The sequence below is a fragment of the Vibrio sp. 1731 genome (assembly GCF_033339955.1).
GTDB lineage: Bacteria > Pseudomonadota > Gammaproteobacteria > Enterobacterales > Vibrionaceae > Vibrio > Vibrio alginolyticus.
On sequence record NZ_JAWOVO010000014.1, the window covers coordinates 104195 to 125061 of the forward strand.

The window sequence follows — 20867 nt, forward strand, 5'->3', positions numbered from 1 at the left end:
TTAACCTCTTCCTAACCCAAGCATGTTGATGGTTGTGTTAATTGTATTTGTAATGTTTTCAACAGTTTTGTGCATGTTTTCCGCAGCTTTCTGGACAATCTTGCTAGTCTGCATACCTACTTCCTGAACGTTTTCTCCAGAAAGTAATTTAGTTGCAGTTTCAAGTGATTTTTTACATTGGGATAGCTTGTCTTGGCCTACGGCTTTGCCTAGTTGGTCAATCGCATTAGGACCAAGGTTGTCCAATCCCTTTTGAACTTTTGAAACACTTTTATTTAGGTCACTAGCTATCTTCTCGAAGTTTTTCTCAGCTTTTTTAAGTGTTGAAGCTGGTGCTCCTTCTGCAATCAGTCCTTTTAGGTCCAGGTAGGACTGTTGAAGATCTCTTGACCTATCAATGACACTGTTGATTTGTTTCAACCCTGGCTGTTCTCCTTTTAATTTGTTGTAGGAGTTTGTTAAGAAAGAAGGCCCACCTTGAGCTTTGGAGCCGTTATGGTTGAGGTTAAATAGGCCATAAGAGTTCCTATTTGTATTTATGTTTTGGTTGTACTGGTCGACCTTCTTGTTTTCTTTATTTTGTACACTATCCTGCTCCCTTCCGTTTTCCTTACTTGGTGGGGTAGTTTTTTTTCTATTATTTGGTTTCTCTTCATCCTGTTTAGGAACGTTTTCATTCTCAACATTACGTTCAATAGTTGCTGGTTGGTCTGGGGATGCAGTTTTTTGTTCTGGGGGTTCTTCTTTTGTTTTTATATGCTTTTCCTCAGCAGGTTCAGTATGCTTCAATACATGCTCTTCAGTTGAAGGTGATCCTTTTCCTACGGAGTGCTCAATAGCTGAATTTTTTAAGCTCGCAGCTACATTTGTAATACCACCAGCATCGATACCAGTACTTTCAATGTTAACGGTAGGTGAAAATGAATACCGTTTTATTGGTGTGTCAGGTGTTATTTCTGATATTGGAGTGAAGTTGATAGTTTCTGGTAAATTGGGAGCTACAGAAGAGGTGCTTAAGCTCTGTCCTTGGCTTGCGAATTCAAAGTCAGGTGTTTCAAGCCTAATAGACTCTAGCGGGATGCTGTTAATAAGGTCTGTTATTGAGTGTTTGTTATAGTCCATTTTCTGCTAACTCCGCTAAAATTTGAGTCTTAAGAGCAAGGTTGGCTTCTCTTGTAAGTAGTGATTCGTAGTAGGCCAAAAGGTATCTTGCTAATCGTGCTGATTGAATTGCATCCATCCGAGCAACACTTTCGCTGGTCGGCCTAGGAGACAGCCCATTAACTGTCTCTACAGGCATTCCTAAGGATTTCATATCGCTAAGCTCTTCCGTTCTGCCTTGCCATATATCTGACTGAATAGAGTTCATATCGCTCAATTGGGAGCGTTTTATATAACTCGATTTCATAGTGGCAATCGCTAAGTCACTTCGAAGGTATCTATTCAGTTTTCTAGTTAATCTGAGTTCATCGTCAGAACCTTTCATGTCTTTTGGGTGAGGGATCGTAGATTGATTTTGAGTTGTTAATAGACCAACTAACTGATCCATAGCTAAACGGTCTTCGTGCGATAACTCACTCAATACTGCTTGCCCAAAGGTGTCATTTAGAAGGATTGTGTATTCTTCGTGAAGGTTAGGTGCGCCAATAGGAGCTCTATGAGATATGCTGGACTTAAGGTTATCAAAGGTTTCTTCGGCTAGTTTTCCAGGAAGTACCTTCTCCCCCTCAATTACTAGTGAACTAGTTAGGCCATCATCATCAAAGAATAGACAGCCTTGTTCATCAAAATTAGCTACATACGCCCTCTCAACAAATTCACAAAGGCCTGGTGTAACTTCCATCTTTGATTGCATTAGCAAATTGTGCGTTTCAGAGTGACTACCTGATACAGTAGCTGTATGGAAAGCTTTGAGGTTGTCGTCGTTTTGGAATGATTTAATCGCGTTATTGATCTCGTTTGCCATTTCTTGAGACTTAGTCAGCGCTCTTTCAGCTGCTGTCATACCATCAGTGGCTGTTTGACTAGCTTTTTGACCTGTTTTGGCTGGATCTACAATCGTCCAAGCTAAGAATGCATGGCTTGTGTACGGAATGAATGCAACTATAGCCACCCCAATTGTAAAGAATTTCTTCATCTTTCCACCCCAATAGAAATGTCTAATGCTGGGTTAACCACTATTTCGTTATCTGGAATTAGATTGTGCTTGTAGGTTGTCTGGTTGATTATCTGGTTTTCAACACGATTACTTAGCATTGATTGCGTGTTAGGTACGGCCAAACCTGACGAAGGTTCGAAGAGATAGTCTGTTCTATCTAATAACAACGGAATCTGATGGGCATTCGGTGAATTGCTGCTACGATGGTGTTCAACAGATCGCTTAATAACACTATGTAGTTCATTCAGCTGTGCAACCCTTAGCCATGTCTTAAAGTTTTCACTAGGTTCGCTTTTATCAAGACGAATACCGTGCATCTCTATTATGGATAGAAGGGACTGTTGCTTTGGCTTGCTCCAATCAATTTCATGGGGGAGTTCGAGCGATGTTATATCCCCATCTTCATCAATAGAAACAATAGGCAGCTGGCAGTCAAACGTAGATGTTCCGTTAAGAGCATTAGCAGCCATGTAAGACGAAAGCATCAACTCATTCGTGTTCCAGTTAACTGCAAATTGAAGGTGTTGCTTTTCATTGATAGTTAGACCTAATGACCTACTAATTGAATCAAAAACATGGTCTTGTAGGCTATCTTCTAACCTCATGTTTGCCTCGTTGCGCGGGGGGTAATAGTTGTATAATATAAGACATTCATCAATTAAAAACAATGGTGTCAAATGGGTGACTATGAGGGAAATGCAGCCTGGATTGCTGCAGTTAGTGGGCGAGCAGACATAGAGCTATACTCTATCTTCAGCCTAGAAATTAAAGAAGTGTCGGAAGGTAGAATAGGACTTTCAAGGAGTATGTCTTCTATGATTGCTTATTCTATTGATTCAAAACACAACCACTATTTAGGTTGGCCACTAGGTGAAGTTTGGGATGCTGTAAAGAAAATTGAGTTTACCGGGTTCAAAGTAGAACCAACACCACTCTCTTTATCAAGTAGTCACGAATTGCAATTGCATTATGAAGTCGAAACGGAGGTGATTGTTTCTGAACGATCTCGCAGAGGGGTTCATAACATGACAAAGAGTGAGAATCGTCAACTTCATATGTGCCTACCTGTTACAGCAAGCGTTGGTAACAAGTTAGAATCTGCCTCTCTAATTACTCTAGTGCCATATGACGGTAATCATGAGTCTGACGATGCGGATGCAATAGTAGTAACTCCCATAGATTAGACTTTTATTATATTGAATAAAAATTTGGCCCAAGATGGGCCAAATAAAGTTTCAGGGTTTGGGATGATCTCTAAAGTTATTATCTAGTTACTAACTTTCCTTTCGTTTTAGTAGATCGAAAATTGTTCTATCACTTCTCATAACTCCGCGAATATAACCCCTTTCACTTGCTGGAGTGTCTTCGTCTCCCCAAACTAGGTAGGGAGTTCCACCTGCGAACATTAAATCGCCCAAAATCTTGAATTCCCTCATTTTAGTTTCACAACTCTTCGAAATGTTACTTGGAAAGTTTCTTAAGCTCTTAGTAGAAAAGAGTTCATTGTATGCGGCTTTATTATCATCAGAGCAGTATCCATTAAGCACTAACTCACCAAAGCTATTAAGGGGCTCTTGGTGAGTACGATATATATACTGATCGACTGTAAAGTTATTCTCGAATGGGTAATCAATAATCCGTTTTCTAGGATAAGGCATGTAACGTACCTTTACACCCTCAGCATTTAAAGAAGGAATTAGAGTATGTAGCTGTTTACATACTGGACAACTAAAATCGGTAGCAACTGTCAAAGTTCCCTTATAAGGGACATCTGCATCATTTTCATAAACAATAAAGCTATCATCATCTATTGCTGGAAGAAGCATCGGAGCGTATGTAGGTCCTAACTTTTGACGCATATGAGGCTCGATGTTCTTTAATTCATCCATGATTGTGTTAGATGTTTTTTCGGAGCTTACGCTTGGAATAGATGACTGAGTTACGGGTTGTTGTTTGCTAGAATCAGAACTTTCTTGATGCTCAAGCTGTTCTTGTTTCGCTTCCATGGCCAACTTTCTTTTGATTAACGCCTGAACTCCTGGAGATTTACGTAAAATCTCGTTTATCTTTTCTTCATGAGAGCTGTTTAAGTTGGTGTTATGTTCAGAAGGTTCAGCTGGAATTGGTTGAGGCTTGGGCTTGGTGTCGCTCAATTTGACTGAAGCTTTATGACTGCTATCTGTGAAAGCAACTATTGCCTTCTCTTTGGTGATTATTGACTGTATCTCATCCTTATGTGCGCCGAATATACGACCAAGGATGTTATCGCCATTGGACAGATCAATCATTTTCCCCTTAATTGCAAAGTTAACATCGCTATCAACAATGAATGTCCCTTTGTTTGTGAAGGCGGCATAAAGGTTAGTGTCTTCCATGATTTTAATTATTTTGTATGTGGTTACACTCATTTTTTCTTCAACGAGTTGTTCAATTGGCAAAGTACTCGAGCCACTTACATAAACCTCACTTGTTGGATTACTCTTTATAGGTGCTTTATCAGTTTTATACTCAGCAAAAGCGTAGAAACTGGCTAAGGCCATTAATGATAGTGCTAAACCTTTCTTTTTATGGAATTTGATCATGATTACCTACTCATCGTTAAATTATCAAACAAGGTGTTGGCCATGTTGTTAGTGATAGTTAGTTCCGTCCCATCTACTTTATGGTTTACTCGTTGGGTGATTGGATTTTGACGCATCTCTATATGTTCTAAGAGAGAAGGGAAAAGACGCTTAGTGATAGAAAACTGAAACTTTAGAGCTTCTTTGTTCAGTTGTGAGTTAATGTAAAAAGCTGAGCTAAGGGAACTACAAAGAGTTGGGCTGGTAGAAGGCTTATATAGGCCAAGTTCATTTAAGCTTTGTAAGATCTGGATATCTGGGGAGCTGCGTTTTAAACCAGGCTGAACTAGTTCTTCAGTTGACAAAATAGGTCCACCAGCATCAGCTAGATACGTCTTTTTATCGCTCAAGCCCAAAGCACTTTTTGTAAATTCAGTTACCATTTCTACTTCTGAATGTTTGCTGTACACGGAACGATGATCAACGACATAAATAGCTGAGTGGGCTTGGTTTCTTTCTGTTAATGCCGCAAATCTTTCCATGTCTATAGCTACACAAAGCTCGCTTAGGGTATCTTCTACGGAGTTCTCTGCACTTGGATACCAATAATTCTCGGTCACACGCCCGTATGAAAGCTTTCCAGATTGATATAAGTCTTGAAGATTATTTGCGATATCACAGACAGGCGTATCGTAGTGTATTGCTACGTTCTGGTAGATGTTTAAGGTTGATGGCGGTTTCGTTGGAACTTCAACTAATTCAGACTCGGCTGACTTTAGGGAAGTGTTGTAAGTTAGGGCTTTAACGGAACTTTCATCATCTAAGAATGTAGCTACATTAAGAGTAGGTGTATCCATTAAATGGCTTGCAACCATTAACTTATGAATACTCGTTGGTCCAATACCCTGATTAATACCATAATTGGCTACTTTAAGATTTAATAGTCGTTCTGTATGTGCTTGTGCTACAACGTCTAGGTTTATTGGCCTAACCTTACTCAGTGCTGTTTTTATGCCTAAAGGTGATAACTCACTCAGATCGGCTTTCACAAGTGAACGACCATATTGATTTGCTATGGTTTGCAATTGGTAGGCGATGTACTCTCCTTGTTCGTCAGCATCTGTCATAGCGATAACATTGTCTGAGCGTTGAATTTGAGTAGACAGATACTGGTATACGTCAGAGTTCCTTGGGGACCACTTTAGAGAAGGGTCTCCGACCTTAAAATCGAAAACTCTCCCCATAGTAAATCCGCAAGTAAACTCTTCTTGAATACCTAGTGCACCTAGAGCCAAGTTAACTTGCTTCGATTTAAGGCTGCTTTCAACAAGTATTAAATTCACATTACCACCCTTTTTTCACATCCCATTTTGGTTTGGTAGATTGGTTGGTATCTCTTGATGAACTAGGAAGGTTTTGTTCAGATTGAGGGTAAACGGCTTGTCTGCTTGTACCGTTTCTACAAGGTATTAAGTTACCTTCAGAGTCAAAGAAACTGTCTAACTCTGAGCATATTGGCAAAGTTGGGTCTTTCTCAGGGTCATAAGGTTCTGGGTCTGGTTCAGTTACCTCTCCTTCATCATCCTTACAGTATGTAATTCCATTTTGTGTATAACATTCTCTGTCTCCATGATCAGGGTCTTCTATGTCTATAATGTCACCGCCACCATTCCCATCAGACGCACATTCGTACGAAACCAGTTTTCCCTTGTCGTCATAGACAGGGCAAAATTTACTTTGCATCTCAATTTGATCATCGAAGATGCCTTCCATCAAATTATCTAGGTCGAGGTCTACACTATCTGGAATCGCATCAAGTACAGGGCCAAGTGCGTCGTCAATGCCTTGCTGCCCAATATCCTGAATGGTATCGCATAGAGCTCCTTGTAAACCATCGAGGCTAAACGAAGGTAGACCTGGCAAACTAAAAGAGAAATCACACCCTTGAGTCGGGTCTATATAAGCAAATGGGTTTCCCATCTTAGGATTGCTTGTATCTACGTCACATATACCAGCTGAAGGTGCTGGCAATGAGACTTTTTGTCGACATACCCTTGCTGCTTCACTCTTAAAGGGAGTGACAGTTGCAATGACTGAAGCTAGAAGTGCAAAACGAATAATTTTATTATTATCCATCCTTAGTATTCTCCTGAATTAATCTTTTGTGAGTTGCCAGTGCCAATCGAGTTGCATCCTCACTCATATATTGCTTGTCGAATTCGATTAGAAAGTTGAAGAGGTTTAATCTTGTGTGAAGAATTTTGGCAAACTTATACCGGTTTCGGTTTTCTATACTTTGACTCGCTAGAGTTTGGTTCGCGTGGATAGAGACAATGTAATTCCATTTGTGATCGTTTTGACTAAAAGCCCCCAGCCAACCAAAAGCAGCTAAAGACGTTTTTAGCGGTAAGCACCCCAAAATTACGAGTAACCGATCGGCTTGCTCTTGCACATCCTGATTCAATGGGAAATTTGCTAATTGAGGTAGGTTTTCAGCAATGCGATTAAGTTCTCTTAATGATGGAGACTGATCCTCAACAACCCAGCTTTCTCTGGCCTCAAAGGATGAAATGCTGCTCATTACTTTTGGCTCAACCTCTTGCCAGTATTCATCTATCCATTTTTTATCGAACGTTAGTCTAATCATAGGTGACTTTTGGGTTTTGCTGATGTTGTTTTTTATTGTAATATGACATTAGTTTCGAGTCTATTAGAGGTTGAAATGAAATTCAATAACTCAATTATCGGCCCATTGGTCGACCCACAAATGCATATCTTAAGAAACCACCCTGCCTCGAATCGCGAGGTTGGACTAAACGATGCAAAGTTCGAACATATGTGTCTGCAAATTGGTGTTTCAGAATACGCATTGAATACGGATAGGGCGTTGAAGACTGGTCATTCTATTGAACATACACAAGTGCCTGAACTCGACTTCTCCGAACTATTCAACGAAGCAACTCCATCCAAACCATCAAATGATGGAAACTCACCGTCTCAACCAACTCAAGACCTATCATTTGATATTGGTGGGTTTGATTTATAGAGAGCACGCTAATGTTTAAGAAAACGTTATTAAGTTTATCCCTGGCGGTCTTATTGCCAGGGACAGCAAACGCCGTAATCTGTACAGACCCAACAGGCTTAGGTCAGATAATCAGCCAAAGTGCTCAAGATGCGATGTTATGGGCTGAAGAAAAGGGTTTAAAGATTTCTGAAATGACAATGACAGAACTAATGGAGGAATGGAAAGCATCTCAAGATACGATGCGCGAACTCGCATCAACACAGGCCATTTCTAACAGTGTTTCGGAAACTTCTAACCTTGAGCTTCAAGCAAAGATGGAACCCTCACCATTGATGTGTGATGGCATAGCAGCGGTGTCTGCACTTTATGAAGCTACAGATGACTTTTATTGCGAAGCCCAGACAAATAGCCTTGATTTTGCTGTGCAGCTTTCAGATGAAATTGATTGTGAAGGAGATAGATGTGAAACAGGGCTGCAATCATTAGCAGATGAGTCTGTATCACTTTTAGAGGGCGTTACGCATGGAGATACTGTTGAACTCGATTTATTAAATATAAAAGGTGTTTTACCCGGCATGGGTGAAGGTGGCTACTCCAAATCAACTGATGAGAAAGAGCGCACTGACACCATGCTTAAAGTACTTTTTAGCTCCGGTGAAATAAATAAAATGCCCCGCGGTGAGAATAACCAAGTTATCAATGAAAACTCGGGTGCAGATGCAAAGATGGCTTACAACCGATGGCTTAAACGTCATCTAAGAACTACAGCTGGATTTAATACAGCTCTTAGAGTTAACGGGCTCACCAACCCTCGTGATGAAAATGGGCGCCCTATTCAATCTATTCTTGAGCAAATAAAGGCTGATATTGATTTCTATAACTCTCCTGAGCAAATAAAGCTCTACGGAAATGGTGGTGACAAGTCTTGTTATTCACGCAAAGCCGCAATGGTAAATACCCAGCGTGAAATGGATGATTGGTTAAACACACCAGCTGGTCAAGCTTGCAAGGCTAATTTTACCACTGTGGAACAAGTCCAAAGAATGAACGCTCAAATTGATGCAAGGGTCCTTGCTCTGCTGGGTCATATACTGGATTCCCAGTTATCAAGCGAATTCAATTTAGGCTTACAAACTCAACTGCTAAATGAAATAGCTGGAAATGCAAGGAAATACTAATTATGGCTGTAGAGGTCACTGACGTTCTAGAGCGGTTTCTGACGCATGAATTTGTCATTTTAGTTGATGGAATAATCCTAGTAGCTCAGGGGCTGGGTTTATATCTATTTGTCCAGGGTGTCTATTTATGGCTTGCCCTCATGAGGACAAGAACGTCGTCCCCCATGGTTAGCCAAATGTATGGAAGTCCTCCCTCACCTAAATTGATAATGGCAGTTTTTATAGCTTCAGCATTTATGTGGAAATTTGGAGAAGGAATAGCTGCTTGGGGGAGTCTATTTTGGCATGGTTCAGGATTAGATTTTAGCACTCCCTATTCTGCGGCAATGTTTGATGACATAAGTCAGCGAGCTACTAACCTAGTCAATGTTTCTACCGTAGGAACGGGGATGCAAACTCGTTCTATTGCTATACGAGCTTGTTTTGCGGTCATGTCTATTTACGGAGTTATATCTTACTTCAGAGGTGTGATGGGAATAACTCTCTTAGCCAATCCACAGATGTCAGGACAAATTAAGTTTAGTCATATTGTTGTTCATATGGGGTTCGGAATTTTCCTTGTGTACATCGATTTCTTCTATCAATCACTGAGCAACACTATCACAGCTGCAACCATGAACTGAGGTCCCCTATGGCAACTTGTGCAGATTTTACTCTTACTTGTATAGAGGCTCATGTTCAGACAGGGTCGACAACAAACTTTTTAGCAATTTTATTCGGTGGTTGGGTACATCACCTTTTTGGTAATCAGAGTGTAGAAGCGACATTGACGCCTTTAATGGTCATGTTGGGGGGGCTCAATTTCTTAGCCCTACTCTATGGATCAATAAATGTCATATATAACTCTGGTCACATCATGATGAATGCTGCTGCTACAGGTCATGTCTTTGGGAAAATGTCACCATACGTTCCATTAAGAATTGCAATAGCGTTGGGGTCATTGGCGCCTATGATTCATGCTGCTGGTTCCTTTGTATCGGTAGGACAAGCTTCTGGGATGTATGTAATCGTCCATGGTGCGGGAGCAGCTGATGTATTCTGGAAAGCTGGAGTAAATGATTATGTGAATCATACTGGAGCGCAAATAGCGTCTACGAATGTAGGTGAAGTGTTCTCAGTTGGAGAAACTATGGTTTCTATGCTTTCTTGTGCTGAGTTGTTTGAAAGCTCAAATGATAGAAAATTCACTTTAAAATCGATTAATTCAAATGGGACATCTAGCATATTCCCAACCGACTCATTTCCATCATTTTCACGAATCAGCTCAATGTACCCTAATTCAAGCGGGTCTTCTTCTTCTCTTAATTATGTCGATGAGCCTATAGGAAAGAATGGGGCTGAAAATACTGGCGCTATTTTAGAATTTCGTGGAGGAGCCTGTGGTTCAATCAGGTTTGATTTCGCCCGTAAACCTACTGCTAGCTCATCAGTGGAGCAAAAGCTTGCATATTACTCGAACTACTACGGTACAGAGGCTACGTTCACTTTCATGTCAGAATTACACACGCTTGTATCGAGTATGTTATCGCGGCTGAAGAACGCAGATTTATCAAAATATGTAACGGCAATGCGAAGAAGTGATGACTCTTATTATCGTGAATATTTACTCAATGAATTAGGCTCTAAAGAGTTAGCTGAAAACCTATTCAAAGCGCACGTTGATTTAGCAATGTGTAAGTCTAAAGTTGTAGAGCGCGGTTATATGGGGGAGTTATCTCAGTCTTGGCAGGGTCAATATGAAGCAAGTCGTTGCGGTAGTTCTAAAGCGAATATCAGCATATCAGGCTCATCCTCGCTGGTCGAAGAATTAACAGAAGGGGGCTGGATGATGGCTCCTCTAGCGTTTAGCCGTATGAATGGAATGATGCAATTAGCTTCATCTGGAGTAGGTTTTTCATTAGACAATGTAATGAGTACAAATATACCGGAAAGAACCAGTTTCTGCCGTTCTGTATTCTCATGGATTCCAAGTATAAACCTTTTCGATTCATCTCTTGATGATGAAATAGATGAAGCAAACGAATGTAAGACGTATTGGCTGGCAAGCAATTTTCCAAAGTTCACTTGGGACTTAACTGAACAACTTGCAATGAGTGGAGACATAAAATCAGATTGGCCTGAGGCGCAGAAGTTGAATAACTGGTCCGCACTAATGGCCGTTCACTCGACAAATGAAAACGCAAAAGCAGCGGCGACTGGCAACGAGTCTGCAATAGTATCTGTTGCTTCCGGAATATTAAGCTCAGCTCTAAGCCTTGGTAATTATAATGGTAATCTGGCATCTGCAATAGAAACGCCAGGGATGAGCGGCATTGACTATGATGGAGCTCTATTCGACGTTACAGGGTCTACAAATGCTTTGGCGTTATTATCTACGTTAGGTGAAGCGCTTAAGAACATTTGGTACATCGTTGTATTGGCAACTGAAGGCGCAGATGTCATCAAAGGTGCCCTCGAGAGTTCTGCTTTGTCAGCTCCATTCGCTATACCTTTGGCCTTCTTCGTTAAAACAGTCGCTCCACTGGTTGTATCTAGCCTTATCGGTGCTTTTATTCTAGGTAATGTATTGCCAATGGTGCCAATAATTACATTCCTATTTGTTGTTACCGCTTTTTTCATCATTTGTGCCGAAGCTCTGGCAGGCATTGCCCTGGGCAGTGCTTTATTAGCCTCTGCTGCAGGTGAAGGGCTAATGGCTGTTCATGGTCTAAGAATGGCAGCTCTCTACGGAGCCATATTCCTGAGGCCGACTCTTCATGTAATTGGATTAATGCTTGGTTTTGCAATGTGTAACCTCAGCTTAGCTTTCCTTAATAGCGTTTGGTGGAAGTCCATTGGAGTTAACCTACCCTCCTCTTGGGATCTTTTTGATTTAGTGATGCTTACAGGAGGATATCCAATCGTTCTATTTGGTTTACTTGTTTATTGTCTAAAAGCTCCGAACTTATTTGCCAACAATTTAATGTCTTGGGTTGCTACAGATGCTATTGGTCAATTTGGTGATTCTGATCAGTACCTATCAGCAACGAATGGTACCTTCAACAAAATGTCTGATGCTTTTAATGGTTCACTTCAAAAACAACAACCTCAACAGGATCAGCAAGGCAATGGTAATAATGGCAGTGGTAATAACGGAAATGGAAACACAGGAAATGGTGAAAAGTCTGAACGACCACCAAGTGCAAGCAAATAGGACTATGTAATCTATGATACTTTCAACTTTTTTTAAAAACGCCACAAGCAAGACCCCAAATGATTGGACATGGAATATGTTTAGACTGAGGTTTTGGACTGAGTGGGTTCATATAACCCCTATAGATAGAGCTCTGGAGAGTATTCATAATGAATACAGGCTCCCTGGAGGCCTACTAAATGAAATAAAGTCTGCAAGAGATTATCAGCAATCTTTTGACCCTTTAACGTCCCTGCCTTATCTAGACTCATACACCGAAGTCAATAGAGAGTACCTACTGAAACATGGTTATAGCTTGTTTGAATCGAGTGTGTTTTCAGAGGCTAATGGAAGTGTTCCTGATTTTAAGAAAGACAGTAATCGTTTGTTGGTTCTAAAACACGAGGAGCGTCCCAGTGATTCTAATGAGCAGCTAGCAAACGATATGCTTGAAATTAGCCCTCATCTACCTCAGTTGACAGCCTCTGAATCAGCGAACCGTTTGATTTTAAAAAAAGGGGAAGATGGACGGTATGATTTAACCATTCAGCGTACCGAAGTGAAGCCAACTACGTACATGGAACTTGTTAGAGCTGTCCCCGCCCATATGAAAATGGTTCCGTTCATGGAGACCCCCGTACACTTCAATCTTGTACCTTTCGATGAGGTTGTTAAAGCTGGTTTCGACATGAATGATGAACAGGTTGAAGGCAAAGCCAGAAACCTACAGCTGTCTATTTGGCTAACGCTATTTTTCGTATTGGCTTTTTGCTTCTTCGCTGTAAACAGTGTTGCCAAATTCATTATTGTAACGATAGTAACCTCGGAGGTTCAATTTAGTTACCTAATGACATCCATGTATTTGACCTTGCTAAGTGCATTTACTTCCTTTATCTATTTTCATTACCTGCATTTATATTGGCAATATGACACCAATCGCTTTGGTTCTGTGTATTCATTTTTAGTTGCCATCAAAAAAGATCCTATGCGTTTACTGCCACTTTCCAATAAAGCCGAGGTAAATCATGTTTAAAACCTTTGTGATTTACAAGTTACCTGAAGACTTCAACTTGGACCCAAATCTGCACTCTGAAATGTTTGAGAAACTGAAAGCGAAGCCTTTGACTGGTGCGATTAAGACTAAATATGGCTGGGCTGAGTTACTGCAATCAAATAAACCTTACATTAAGCTAGAAAACGATTACATTTTTCGTATAGAAAAGCGCTTTAGGTCTGTTGCATCTAGTACATTGGACGAAGCTGTCAGGCAGAAAATGATTCAGCTTGCACAAGATTCCCCCAGGACATGGGGAGTAAATGCCAAGGTTTCTTCACAAGATGTCAAGAATTTACGTGAAATGTGTGAAAACCTTCTTATACCGAAATCGCTTACACGTTTCAAAGATATCATTGTTTGGTTTAATACTGAGCTAAAGTTTCTTTTTATCGGTTCAAGTGGAAACAAAGAAGTTGAAGCGATTATTGATTTATTCAAGCTTACATTCAAAACATTTCCTGCGAGCCCGCTAACAGTTAATAATGATGTTTCGAGTGTATTTACTAGTTGGCTTAGCAGCCTGGAGTTACCGCCTACGTTGGCAATTAAAAATGGTGATATTGCATTTGAGAATAGAGCGAACGGTGCGAACAAGGTGAGATACAGTAACCAGGATATTGAGTCAGATGAAATCAATGCTAATTTACTAGCGCAAAAGCGCCCACTTCAACTATCTTGCGAATGGAACGCCACTTTAGGGTTTACTGTTAATAACGAATTAAAGTTTTCTAAGATCAAGCAACTAGGGCTGTTAAAAGAGAAAATAAAAACGGCCAATAAGGAAATGGAGATCAATAATCCCGCCCAGGAGATGGAAGCAAAAAGAGTTAAAGATATGACCTCCTACACTTTAACTCGACTGTCAATATTGAACCTTATAAAAGAAATCTTACCTTCATTAAATAGCTCAACTGGATTCGCTGGTGGTGCACAATCGAATACATCTGAGCTAATAGAGGGATTTGTTGAAAGCATTGATTGATGTATAAGGGCCATGATCTCGTGTTTATCGTGAAGAACGCCACGTAGATGAGCTGAAAACAAGAAACGTAATTTAAGGGGAAATGATGAAATTGAAAAGCATATTAACATTAGCTATCGCACTGCCTCTTTTGAGTGCTTGTGACCTTGTAGATGATTATAACGAAATGGTCAATGAGCAAATGGCTGATATTACTATCTACATCTCACCTGTAGCTGAGCTACAGATTGATGATAGTGAAATTGGTTATGTTCATGGATTCGAAGAGTGCCCCAACGAGTCCGTAAATTGGTTGTTTGGGTACTCTCATTCAGTTGGAGGCAATAATTGCATCAAAATAGATCCTGAAAATGAAAACATCAAAGTGCGAGTTATAAACGACCAAGTTAACTTAATTGAAACATGGAATGTATCTAGGGTTGGTGATGCCGTTTCACTAACTAGACCAAACGGCTTCAAAGTCCGTGAACCATCTAACCAGTCGTAGGGGGAAAAGGATGCCTAAGCCTCGCGGTAGGTTTATCGGCCACAAGCAGTTTGCTGTCGATCCCAATTGGGTTAAAAGCCAACAAGAGATTCGAGCTATCAAAGAGCGAAAGCGTTTTGTTGAGTGGTCGAAAAACTGGATTACGGTAACTCGACTAAAAACAGATCGATTGTGGACAGATTCAGCTATCAAGAAGTGGCTTGGCGAGCCAAAAAACCAAGCAAAATACAAAGTATTTGCTGTGGAAGATGTTAGAAAAGCTGAACGGAAAAAAGCGTTTAAAGAGTGGTTAGCACCTCGACTAGATAAAAAGCTGGCAACTAATCCACACTTTAAAATCAAGAAAATTGGAACTGTATAACGACCAAGGGGAAAATATGGTTATGTATAGCACTCAAGCTATAGAGAACATTAGAAAGTCATTCAATCTCTAGCAAACTATTGGACAGAGCCGATTAAGGGCAACCTGTCAGACCTAGTCACATCGAGATAAAGAAACTCACAGATTGCATTCAGACTAATTCAGATAATGGCTCTTTTTTCATTGTCTTAATCGAGGTTCATTGTCTTCAAAAGCCTGTTTACTGCATAGTAGATGTAAAGCCCTAGTTGACTCCCTAAAAAGAACCACCACCAGACCAAGTACAAATCAATTACATCGAATTTACCAAACAATACCTGCTCGAAATCTAACATTGATTCTGTAAGTGGTCTTTGTGCACCCGGCAAGCCTAGCCTATCAAATGGTACATCACTAAACTCAAGATAACTTAGTAACCAAACGGGCATATATAGAAACACTTCTGTATCAGCAATTGATACTGCTATAGCACGTAGATACTCATATCCTTTGTATAGTATTAAAAGGCCACCAAGGCCGATTAGATAGTGATTGGGTTTAAGGAGTTTCTCTGTTACGTATGATAAAGGGATTAGGACCGTCCTTACGAGCTTGCCCATTACGTAGTGAACGACTCCTGTAGTTACATAAAAAAGTAGAGCCGGAGTACGAAGAATTCCAAAGAAGATAGCAAGAAGTAGGTTCATAGGGCATACCTTAAGCTTAGTCTATAATATATTATAGTTTGGTATGCCCTGGAAGGGAAGATATTTAAGGGTAATAGCAATAGATAGTTGCTAGTGCTCGGTTTTCTCTAGGTGTTTCCCAAAGTTTAGTTTTGAAATTATACGAGTAAAGGCGGACAAGAAATTGTGAGCCAGATGCATTTTTTGTAACACCGATTCGGTTTAATGAATAGTCAGATACGACTACACCGTTCGCTGAGTGGTAACGCTTACTATCTTGCCAGTCTACAACAATTCTATTTGCCGCATAACCTGCACCATCACCACAATTTACACCTTTAATTGCACCAACTCCGTTTATTGTAGCGGAACCTTGGTGAACATATTTACTTGTTAGGTTTGAGAGAGCTACACCCCCTCTCGATGTCAAACGAATGTCTCTTGTTCGAGAAACGCCATTTGGGTCAAAAAACATTGAGGGGTCATTGAAATCAACAACGGCTCCAGGGACATAAAGAGAGCCATTCTCTAGAGTTGATATGTTTGAACCAGTACCGATTGCCAAGCCCCCTGCGAAATTATTCATTTGCGATGAGTTGGTTTGGTTGATTCTATTCCGTACTGTAGCTTGGTCTATTGTTGCTGAGCCTATACTAGCTGTATTTATATCGCCGTTATTGATGTCAGCTCTATTAATATCAGCACGATCAATGTCAGCGTTATCGTAATCAAGGTCAGTGCCGCGAACACTAGTTAAGTTTGCAGAATTGGAGCGTAACGTGTCAATAGTACCGGAGTTCGCGTCTATGGAATTAACGTTGAGGTTGTTGAGGTTGCTGGTTCCATTCAAATCGAGTCTAAATACAGGGTTTTCTCGGTCCACAATGCTAGATACTTCAAGGCGGTCCATATTATCGACATCCTGTCCATTCCAGTCGATTGTAGCTAACGGTGAGTTTGTACCATGGATACTCAGGTCATCAGAGAAGCTTGTGCCCCAAGTGATATCCATAGTAATGATACCTGTATCAAAGTCGCAATCCACTTGCGAGATTGAGGTGCCTGAATTTAGGTTTGCCAAACCTCCACCAGCAATTCGGGCTATAGTACATGAACGTTTGACTCCGTTTTCACCAGAGAAGTCAAATCCCCGAGTTTCAGCAGTATTTGAGACAGTTAATTTGAGTTCGACCTGGGTTCCATCATTTGTAACTTCAGTTTTGTATTGCATGTTATCCCCAATTCTAGGGGAATCTTCGAAGTCACAGAATAGGAACTCAGATGTTTGGGTACCACCACAGGTGTTTGGCTTCAACCACATTGTTCCAATGTGCTCAGCACCGTTTTGGAAGGGTTGGCCCGGCTGATTCCATTGGGCTAATGAGCCACTTTGTCTTGAGGCATTCTTGATAGCATGAAGCAGCGTTGCTATACGCTGCCCTTGAAGTTGGTCTACTTGAGATTCGTATTGATCACTTTTCATCATGAGGTAAGTGGACATGATGATACTTAAAGCGACAGTAGAGGCCAATATGCCAAGTTGAAGGAAAAAGCCTCTTTGTCTTTTGATTGAGGTTCTAGGCAGCATATTGGCCACTCTTATTAATAATGATTAACGGTTGATGAATGTGATTGCTACTTCATCGCCAGATGCACACTGTGTTTTAAGAGTGTCATTACCATCAATTCGCGTACCTTCAACCTGGATCTCAACGAAGTTTTGGAATACACGACCAACGAGTAGGTTACACTGATCTGTTTCTACATTTGAGAAAGTGAAAGTGAAGAATTTACCTGTACCAGTAGTTGTAATCCCATCACGGTTAGTCGCGGTGTCTACGCTTCCACAGGTCAAGCCATTATCAGAAAAAGGTGTGGTAAATTCATCTTGGGTTGCACTTAACCAGCTTGAAGGCCAGATGTTTTTGTCGTAACAGTCAGTGTTGTTAACAGATGCGTATGAACCAAAGCCACCCACTGTACGTCGTAGTTCGTCCGATGCTTGTAGTAGAGCTGACTCAGCATCGTCAACAAGTTTACCCGCACCTGAATCCCCCATAGTTGTAGCAATACCGACAACCATAATGCCCACGAATGCCAGGACTAATTGAAGCTCTGTAGATAGAAATGCACCTTTACGTTTTGCATGAACGCGGTTTAGTTTCTTTGAATATTGTTTTTTTGGTTTAAATAACATAGCTATTTTCCTCTTTGAAAGCTATTGGATTTTATACATGATTGGCATATATCAATCAAGTGGAATATGGTTTTCACAATTTGTTAATTTTATTATCAAACTTAGTTAAGGGTTTGACCAATTGAAGAAATAGAAAGGCCAACTATGGCGTTTACAGTTAAAACTGCCATCATGCAACCGAGCATGATCCCTGTCGTAAGCTTTTTTACTAGCATTTCAGTGTTAGCAAATACTTCTTCGGTGATATCGTCTAGTTTATTAGTAAAGTCAGAGGTTGTAGCATACGACTCAATCTCAATTCTTGGTTCTCTACTAAAGAAATCACAGGCGAGTGCTTGCCCTTCACTCTTTCCTCCAATCATATTAAGACGCATTTTTTGGCACCAATGTTTTACATATGGCGTTGAGTGGGAACCAACAAGCTTTAGTGCTTCTGAAGAGGGCATCCCGACTTTCAAAAGAGCATTGAATGTTTGTAGGGTTATAGCGGAATTAATCGCGTCAACAACATTCCAAGGTGGTAATTTAGTTAATCTCCGATTAATTTGATTGGGTAAACTCCAAACTACCCAGGTCCCGTATATCACCAATGTGCCTGTAATAAATGGGCTTAGCTCGTATACAGTTTTTGTAAACTCTCTTGCAAATGTCATAATAGGAGTTGGTTTTATATTAAGCCCCTTAAACAGCACAGCATAGATGTATAAGTGTGCAAGACTACAAATCAACATAATCAAACCAACACCTATAATTGGACCGACTATTCCTAAAAAGCCAGCACCTCTCATTTGTTGTTTTCTTTGTAATTGGCTGACACATATGCGTATTACTTTGTATGCTGCAGTTTTCTTCTCGATTGCGTAAGCAACTCCAATAGTGGTTTTATCAAAGAATGGTGCGAGCATGTATGAGATAACTGGTCTGTATCGGTACCGGTCTGCAAGATATTTTACGAACTTTGTTTCTTGGGATTTTGGTTGTTGGGACTTATATGCTTCATAGAGGGAGTCCAATACATTTACGATTGAATCACCATCTGCTAAACGTGATGCAATTTTCTCTAGAAGTTGAGACTTTCTCTTTGAGCCCACACGAAAGTTTGTATACTTTAGCTTTAAGGTATCAATGAAGTCATCACTAAGGTATTGACTCTTTATTCTGAGCAACTTTTGGTTAATATCGTTTTCCATTAATTAAACCTCTGGGTGGTAGAGAGAAACATTTAGCTCTTCACGATCTAATCGAGAGACCACAAGTTGATCGATTTCACGTTCTATCATCTCAGGGTCCAATACCCCTTTGCACATTTTATAAATTGCGTGCTCTAACTTAGTAAAACCACCAGTGTTTAGCCAATGAGCTTTAGCCAAATCATCTTCGTTTTTAGCCCATAGGTTTCTGATTGTTTGATCTGGCGCCAAGACTTCAGCTACAGGTGTTCGTCCAACACGGCCATCTACAGAATAATTACACTCTTCACACCCACCTTGCTTTGCGAAACGTATGTTCGGCAGGTACTCAAGTAACTCTAGGGAAGATAAGCTTTGTATTAATGAATAAACTAATGGAGAGTTATTCGGAAGCTCATCATAACTTCGACTACAGGACGGGCACACGGTTCGTACTAAAGACTGAGCAATGATGACAGTTAGGGTGTTTGATGATTGATAGACTGATCTAGCTACTCCGAAACCGTCCAAGCGACCTGGTACATCACAAGAAGATGCGGCATGTATTGTTGAGAAACATACATGGCCAGTTCGGGCAGATTCAATTGCAAATTTTGCTGAATTGTAGCAACGTATTTCTCCTGTACCCATGATATCTGGGTCTAGTCGCATGAAGCTTTCGGAAATTCGTTCAAACTGCTTGGTTAATGTGTTCATTTCATTATCAGAAGCGCTAGAGTTATCTTCTAAGTTAACTTGTGAAACGCCCTCTAAGTTCATCTCGATAGGGTTTTCGGCAGTAACAAACTTCCGAGTAGATTTGTACAGGTCTTGTAAGTAATCGATAACTGAATACATGGACTGGGTCTTACCAGAACCTGTAACACCAGCAAACAGTATATTTCCTTGTTTTTTACTGGAGTGTTTTTTAATCAACAGCGTTTGAACTGGGTGATATCCAGCTTTATCTAGCTTTCTTATAGAGGATTTCTCCCCTTTACTGGTAATCCTGCATACTAGATCTCCACCGCCCTCAGTTTCTCTTGGTGCAAATTCAACACGCATTTCAATTTGAGTATTGTTATACGTGTAGATAAATTTACCAGATTGAGGTTCTTTCCAGCTTAGGTTGTTACCTTGGATGCTAGAGCCGGATGCTTCATCCCCACCGATGATGTTGTAAGCAACATCAACCGTCTCGTAAAGCCTATCGTATGTATATTCTTTGAAATCAATTAAATCGCCATCTACACGTATACGTACTAACGTGTTGCCAGGTATATTAGATACTTCAAAGTGAATGTCTGACGTTGCAGGGTGTGATTCTAAAACAGACGCAGTGATCGCTTTAAAACTTCTGCCCTCATCATCTTTAGATTGGTTTTCTTCAGAGCCCATGAAGATGACATCAGCAAGTAATAGGATTAGGTCTTCTGAGCACTTAAGATTAATGACTTTTGTATGAGTATGATCGGTATATCCCAAATCATCTCTGATAGTCGCTCGAACTTGTGTGATTGACTTTGAAAAGTCTTCTGTCATTAAGACGGTAAGGTAGTTGTATCCTTCATCCATACCTTGAATATGGCCATCCGAAATAAGGAATTTTTTACCATAAGCTGGATGTGCCACTTTGTCCTTGTCAATGATACCACCTAAGGCCCAAGGAAGTTGTTCTCTAGTGTCGTATGTTAAGTCGTTAAAGAAGTGTGAACTAGAGCTACTACGACTACCAAAGTATTTTATTAAATCACCAGAAATTGAATCTGACAAAATGTCGTATTCGTTTGCGCTGGATTCTACAATGCTGGTTGCAGGTCTATACTCTGCTAAGTTAGTACTAGTCATGAAA

General features: G+C 40.5%; 21 protein-coding genes. 9 read left to right on the plus strand and 12 right to left on the minus strand.

Going from position 1 to position 20867, the window contains the following annotated elements; translation table 11 throughout:
• The 3 genes from R7035_RS16480 to R7035_RS16490 are packed head-to-tail and all read right to left on the minus strand — an operon-like array spanning position 1 to position 2763.
• A complete protein-coding gene (locus R7035_RS16480; protein ID WP_025634156.1) occupies positions 1 to 1122 on the minus strand; it encodes a hypothetical protein in 1122 nt (373 codons plus the stop codon).
• A complete protein-coding gene (locus tag R7035_RS16485; protein WP_025634155.1) occupies positions 1112 to 2137 on the minus strand; it encodes a hypothetical protein in 1026 nt (341 codons plus the stop codon). Before R7035_RS16485 ends, R7035_RS16480 begins: the two co-directional genes overlap by 11 nt.
• Positions 2134 to 2763, minus strand: coding sequence for a hypothetical protein (locus R7035_RS16490; protein ID WP_025634154.1), 630 nt, complete (start codon positions 2761 to 2763; stop codon positions 2134 to 2136). Before R7035_RS16490 ends, R7035_RS16485 begins: the two co-directional genes overlap by 4 nt.
• A gap of 72 nt (positions 2764 to 2835) precedes the next feature.
• On the opposite strand from R7035_RS16490, the gene R7035_RS16495 reads away from it, so the two are divergent.
• Positions 2836 to 3342 (plus strand): hypothetical protein, encoded by a 507-nt coding sequence (locus R7035_RS16495; RefSeq protein ID WP_025634152.1) that lies wholly within the window; start codon positions 2836 to 2838, stop codon positions 3340 to 3342.
• Positions 3343 to 3432: 90 nt separating this feature from the next.
• Here R7035_RS16495 and R7035_RS16500 read toward each other — a convergent pair whose 3' ends face one another.
• Genes R7035_RS16500 through R7035_RS16515 form a run of 4 tightly spaced genes read right to left on the minus strand, consistent with a single transcriptional unit; the run spans position 3433 to position 7366 of the window.
• Positions 3433 to 4740, minus strand: a complete 1308-nt coding sequence (locus tag R7035_RS16500; RefSeq protein WP_025634150.1) for a hypothetical protein — start codon at positions 4738 to 4740, stop codon at positions 3433 to 3435.
• A gap of 2 nt (positions 4741 to 4742) precedes the next feature.
• A complete protein-coding gene (locus R7035_RS16505) occupies positions 4743 to 6062 on the minus strand; it encodes a toprim domain-containing protein (protein ID WP_025634149.1) in 1320 nt (439 codons plus the stop codon).
• A 1-nt stretch (position 6063) separates the two neighbouring features.
• Positions 6064 to 6855 (minus strand): hypothetical protein, encoded by a 792-nt coding sequence (locus R7035_RS16510; protein WP_025634147.1) that lies wholly within the window; start codon positions 6853 to 6855, stop codon positions 6064 to 6066.
• A complete protein-coding gene (locus R7035_RS16515; RefSeq protein WP_025634146.1) occupies positions 6848 to 7366 on the minus strand; it encodes a hypothetical protein in 519 nt (172 codons plus the stop codon). Before R7035_RS16515 ends, R7035_RS16510 begins: the two co-directional genes overlap by 8 nt.
• A gap of 75 nt (positions 7367 to 7441) precedes the next feature.
• Here R7035_RS16515 and R7035_RS16520 point away from each other — a divergent pair, with 75 nt between their 5' ends.
• The 8 genes from R7035_RS16520 (at position 7442) to R7035_RS16555 (ending at position 14984) form a co-directional block, all read left to right on the plus strand.
• Positions 7442 to 7765 carry a hypothetical protein gene (locus R7035_RS16520; RefSeq protein ID WP_025634145.1) on the plus strand — a complete coding sequence of 108 codons (324 nt, stop codon included), beginning with the start codon at positions 7442 to 7444 and terminating at the stop codon, positions 7763 to 7765.
• A gap of 11 nt (positions 7766 to 7776) precedes the next feature.
• Positions 7777 to 8925, plus strand: a complete 1149-nt coding sequence (locus R7035_RS16525; protein WP_025634143.1) for a hypothetical protein — start codon at positions 7777 to 7779, stop codon at positions 8923 to 8925.
• Between the two features lie 2 nt (positions 8926 to 8927).
• Complete coding sequence (locus R7035_RS16530; protein ID WP_025634142.1) at positions 8928 to 9548, plus strand: hypothetical protein; 621 nt, start codon at positions 8928 to 8930, stop codon at positions 9546 to 9548.
• An 8-nt stretch (positions 9549 to 9556) separates the two neighbouring features.
• The gene (locus tag R7035_RS16535) at positions 9557 to 12118 is read left to right on the plus strand and encodes a DotA/TraY family protein (RefSeq protein ID WP_025634141.1); all 2562 of its coding nucleotides are present in this window, start codon (positions 9557 to 9559) and stop codon (positions 12116 to 12118) included.
• Positions 12119 to 12131: 13 nt separating this feature from the next.
• Positions 12132 to 13130 (plus strand): hypothetical protein, encoded by a 999-nt coding sequence (locus R7035_RS16540; protein WP_025634139.1) that lies wholly within the window; start codon positions 12132 to 12134, stop codon positions 13128 to 13130.
• Positions 13123 to 14136: a recombination-associated protein RdgC gene (gene rdgC / locus R7035_RS16545; protein ID WP_025634137.1), complete on the plus strand. Its 1014-nt coding sequence runs from the start codon at positions 13123 to 13125 to the stop codon at positions 14134 to 14136. Before R7035_RS16540 ends, rdgC begins: the two co-directional genes overlap by 8 nt.
• An 82-nt stretch (positions 14137 to 14218) precedes the next feature.
• Positions 14219 to 14623, plus strand: a complete 405-nt coding sequence (locus R7035_RS16550; RefSeq protein ID WP_138058895.1) for a hypothetical protein — start codon at positions 14219 to 14221, stop codon at positions 14621 to 14623.
• Between the two features lie 10 nt (positions 14624 to 14633).
• Positions 14634 to 14984 (plus strand): hypothetical protein, encoded by a 351-nt coding sequence (locus R7035_RS16555; RefSeq protein ID WP_025634133.1) that lies wholly within the window; start codon positions 14634 to 14636, stop codon positions 14982 to 14984.
• 188 nt (positions 14985 to 15172) lie between these two features.
• Here the strand turns inward: R7035_RS16555 and R7035_RS16560 are convergent, their stop codons facing one another.
• From R7035_RS16560 to R7035_RS16580, 5 genes are all read right to left on the minus strand, one after another.
• On the minus strand, positions 15173 to 15670 hold the full coding sequence (locus tag R7035_RS16560; protein ID WP_025634132.1) for a hypothetical protein: 498 nt from the start codon (positions 15668 to 15670) through the stop codon (positions 15173 to 15175).
• A 64-nt stretch (positions 15671 to 15734) separates the two neighbouring features.
• Positions 15735 to 17150, minus strand: coding sequence for a hypothetical protein (locus R7035_RS16565; RefSeq protein WP_139351514.1), 1416 nt, complete (start codon positions 17148 to 17150; stop codon positions 15735 to 15737).
• A 111-nt stretch (positions 17151 to 17261) separates the two neighbouring features.
• Complete coding sequence (locus tag R7035_RS16570) at positions 17262 to 17846, minus strand: hypothetical protein (RefSeq protein ID WP_025634129.1); 585 nt, start codon at positions 17844 to 17846, stop codon at positions 17262 to 17264.
• A 101-nt stretch (positions 17847 to 17947) separates the two neighbouring features.
• Positions 17948 to 19036, minus strand: a complete 1089-nt coding sequence (locus R7035_RS16575) for a hypothetical protein (RefSeq protein ID WP_025634128.1) — start codon at positions 19034 to 19036, stop codon at positions 17948 to 17950.
• Positions 19037 to 19039: 3 nt separating this feature from the next.
• On the minus strand, positions 19040 to 20863 hold the full coding sequence (locus R7035_RS16580; protein ID WP_025634126.1) for a GspE/PulE family protein: 1824 nt from the start codon (positions 20861 to 20863) through the stop codon (positions 19040 to 19042).
• Positions 20864 to 20867 lie beyond the last annotated feature (4 nt).

Bases quoted from the DNA above. Each gene is read 5' to 3' on its own strand.
- R7035_RS16480 (WP_025634156.1), bottom strand. From the start codon at position 1,122: ATGGACTATAACAAACACTCAATAACAGACCTTATTAACAGCATCCCG.
- R7035_RS16485 (WP_025634155.1), bottom strand. From the start codon at position 2,137: ATGAAGAAATTCTTTACAATTGGGGTGGCTATAGTTGCATTCATTCCG.
- R7035_RS16490 (WP_025634154.1), bottom strand. From the start codon at position 2,763: ATGAGGTTAGAAGATAGCCTACAAGACCATGTTTTTGATTCAATTAGT.
- R7035_RS16495 (WP_025634152.1), top strand. From the start codon at position 2,836: ATGGGTGACTATGAGGGAAATGCAGCCTGGATTGCTGCAGTTAGTGGG.
- R7035_RS16500 (WP_025634150.1), bottom strand. From the start codon at position 4,740: ATGATCAAATTCCATAAAAAGAAAGGTTTAGCACTATCATTAATGGCC.
- R7035_RS16510 (WP_025634147.1), bottom strand. From the start codon at position 6,855: ATGGATAATAATAAAATTATTCGTTTTGCACTTCTAGCTTCAGTCATT.
- R7035_RS16515 (WP_025634146.1), bottom strand. From the start codon at position 7,366: ATGATTAGACTAACGTTCGATAAAAAATGGATAGATGAATACTGGCAA.
- R7035_RS16520 (WP_025634145.1), top strand. From the start codon at position 7,442: ATGAAATTCAATAACTCAATTATCGGCCCATTGGTCGACCCACAAATG.
- R7035_RS16525 (WP_025634143.1), top strand. From the start codon at position 7,777: ATGTTTAAGAAAACGTTATTAAGTTTATCCCTGGCGGTCTTATTGCCA.
- R7035_RS16530 (WP_025634142.1), top strand. From the start codon at position 8,928: ATGGCTGTAGAGGTCACTGACGTTCTAGAGCGGTTTCTGACGCATGAA.
- R7035_RS16535 (WP_025634141.1), top strand. From the start codon at position 9,557: ATGGCAACTTGTGCAGATTTTACTCTTACTTGTATAGAGGCTCATGTT.
- R7035_RS16540 (WP_025634139.1), top strand. From the start codon at position 12,132: ATGATACTTTCAACTTTTTTTAAAAACGCCACAAGCAAGACCCCAAAT.
- rdgC (WP_025634137.1), top strand. From the start codon at position 13,123: ATGTTTAAAACCTTTGTGATTTACAAGTTACCTGAAGACTTCAACTTG.
- R7035_RS16550 (WP_138058895.1), top strand. From the start codon at position 14,219: ATGATGAAATTGAAAAGCATATTAACATTAGCTATCGCACTGCCTCTT.
- R7035_RS16555 (WP_025634133.1), top strand. From the start codon at position 14,634: ATGCCTAAGCCTCGCGGTAGGTTTATCGGCCACAAGCAGTTTGCTGTC.
- R7035_RS16560 (WP_025634132.1), bottom strand. From the start codon at position 15,670: ATGAACCTACTTCTTGCTATCTTCTTTGGAATTCTTCGTACTCCGGCT.
- R7035_RS16565 (WP_139351514.1), bottom strand. From the start codon at position 17,150: ATGTCCACTTACCTCATGATGAAAAGTGATCAATACGAATCTCAAGTA.
- R7035_RS16570 (WP_025634129.1), bottom strand. From the start codon at position 17,846: ATGTTATTTAAACCAAAAAAACAATATTCAAAGAAACTAAACCGCGTT.
- R7035_RS16575 (WP_025634128.1), bottom strand. From the start codon at position 19,036: ATGGAAAACGATATTAACCAAAAGTTGCTCAGAATAAAGAGTCAATAC.
- R7035_RS16580 (WP_025634126.1), bottom strand. From the start codon at position 20,863: ATGACTAGTACTAACTTAGCAGAGTATAGACCTGCAACCAGCATTGTA.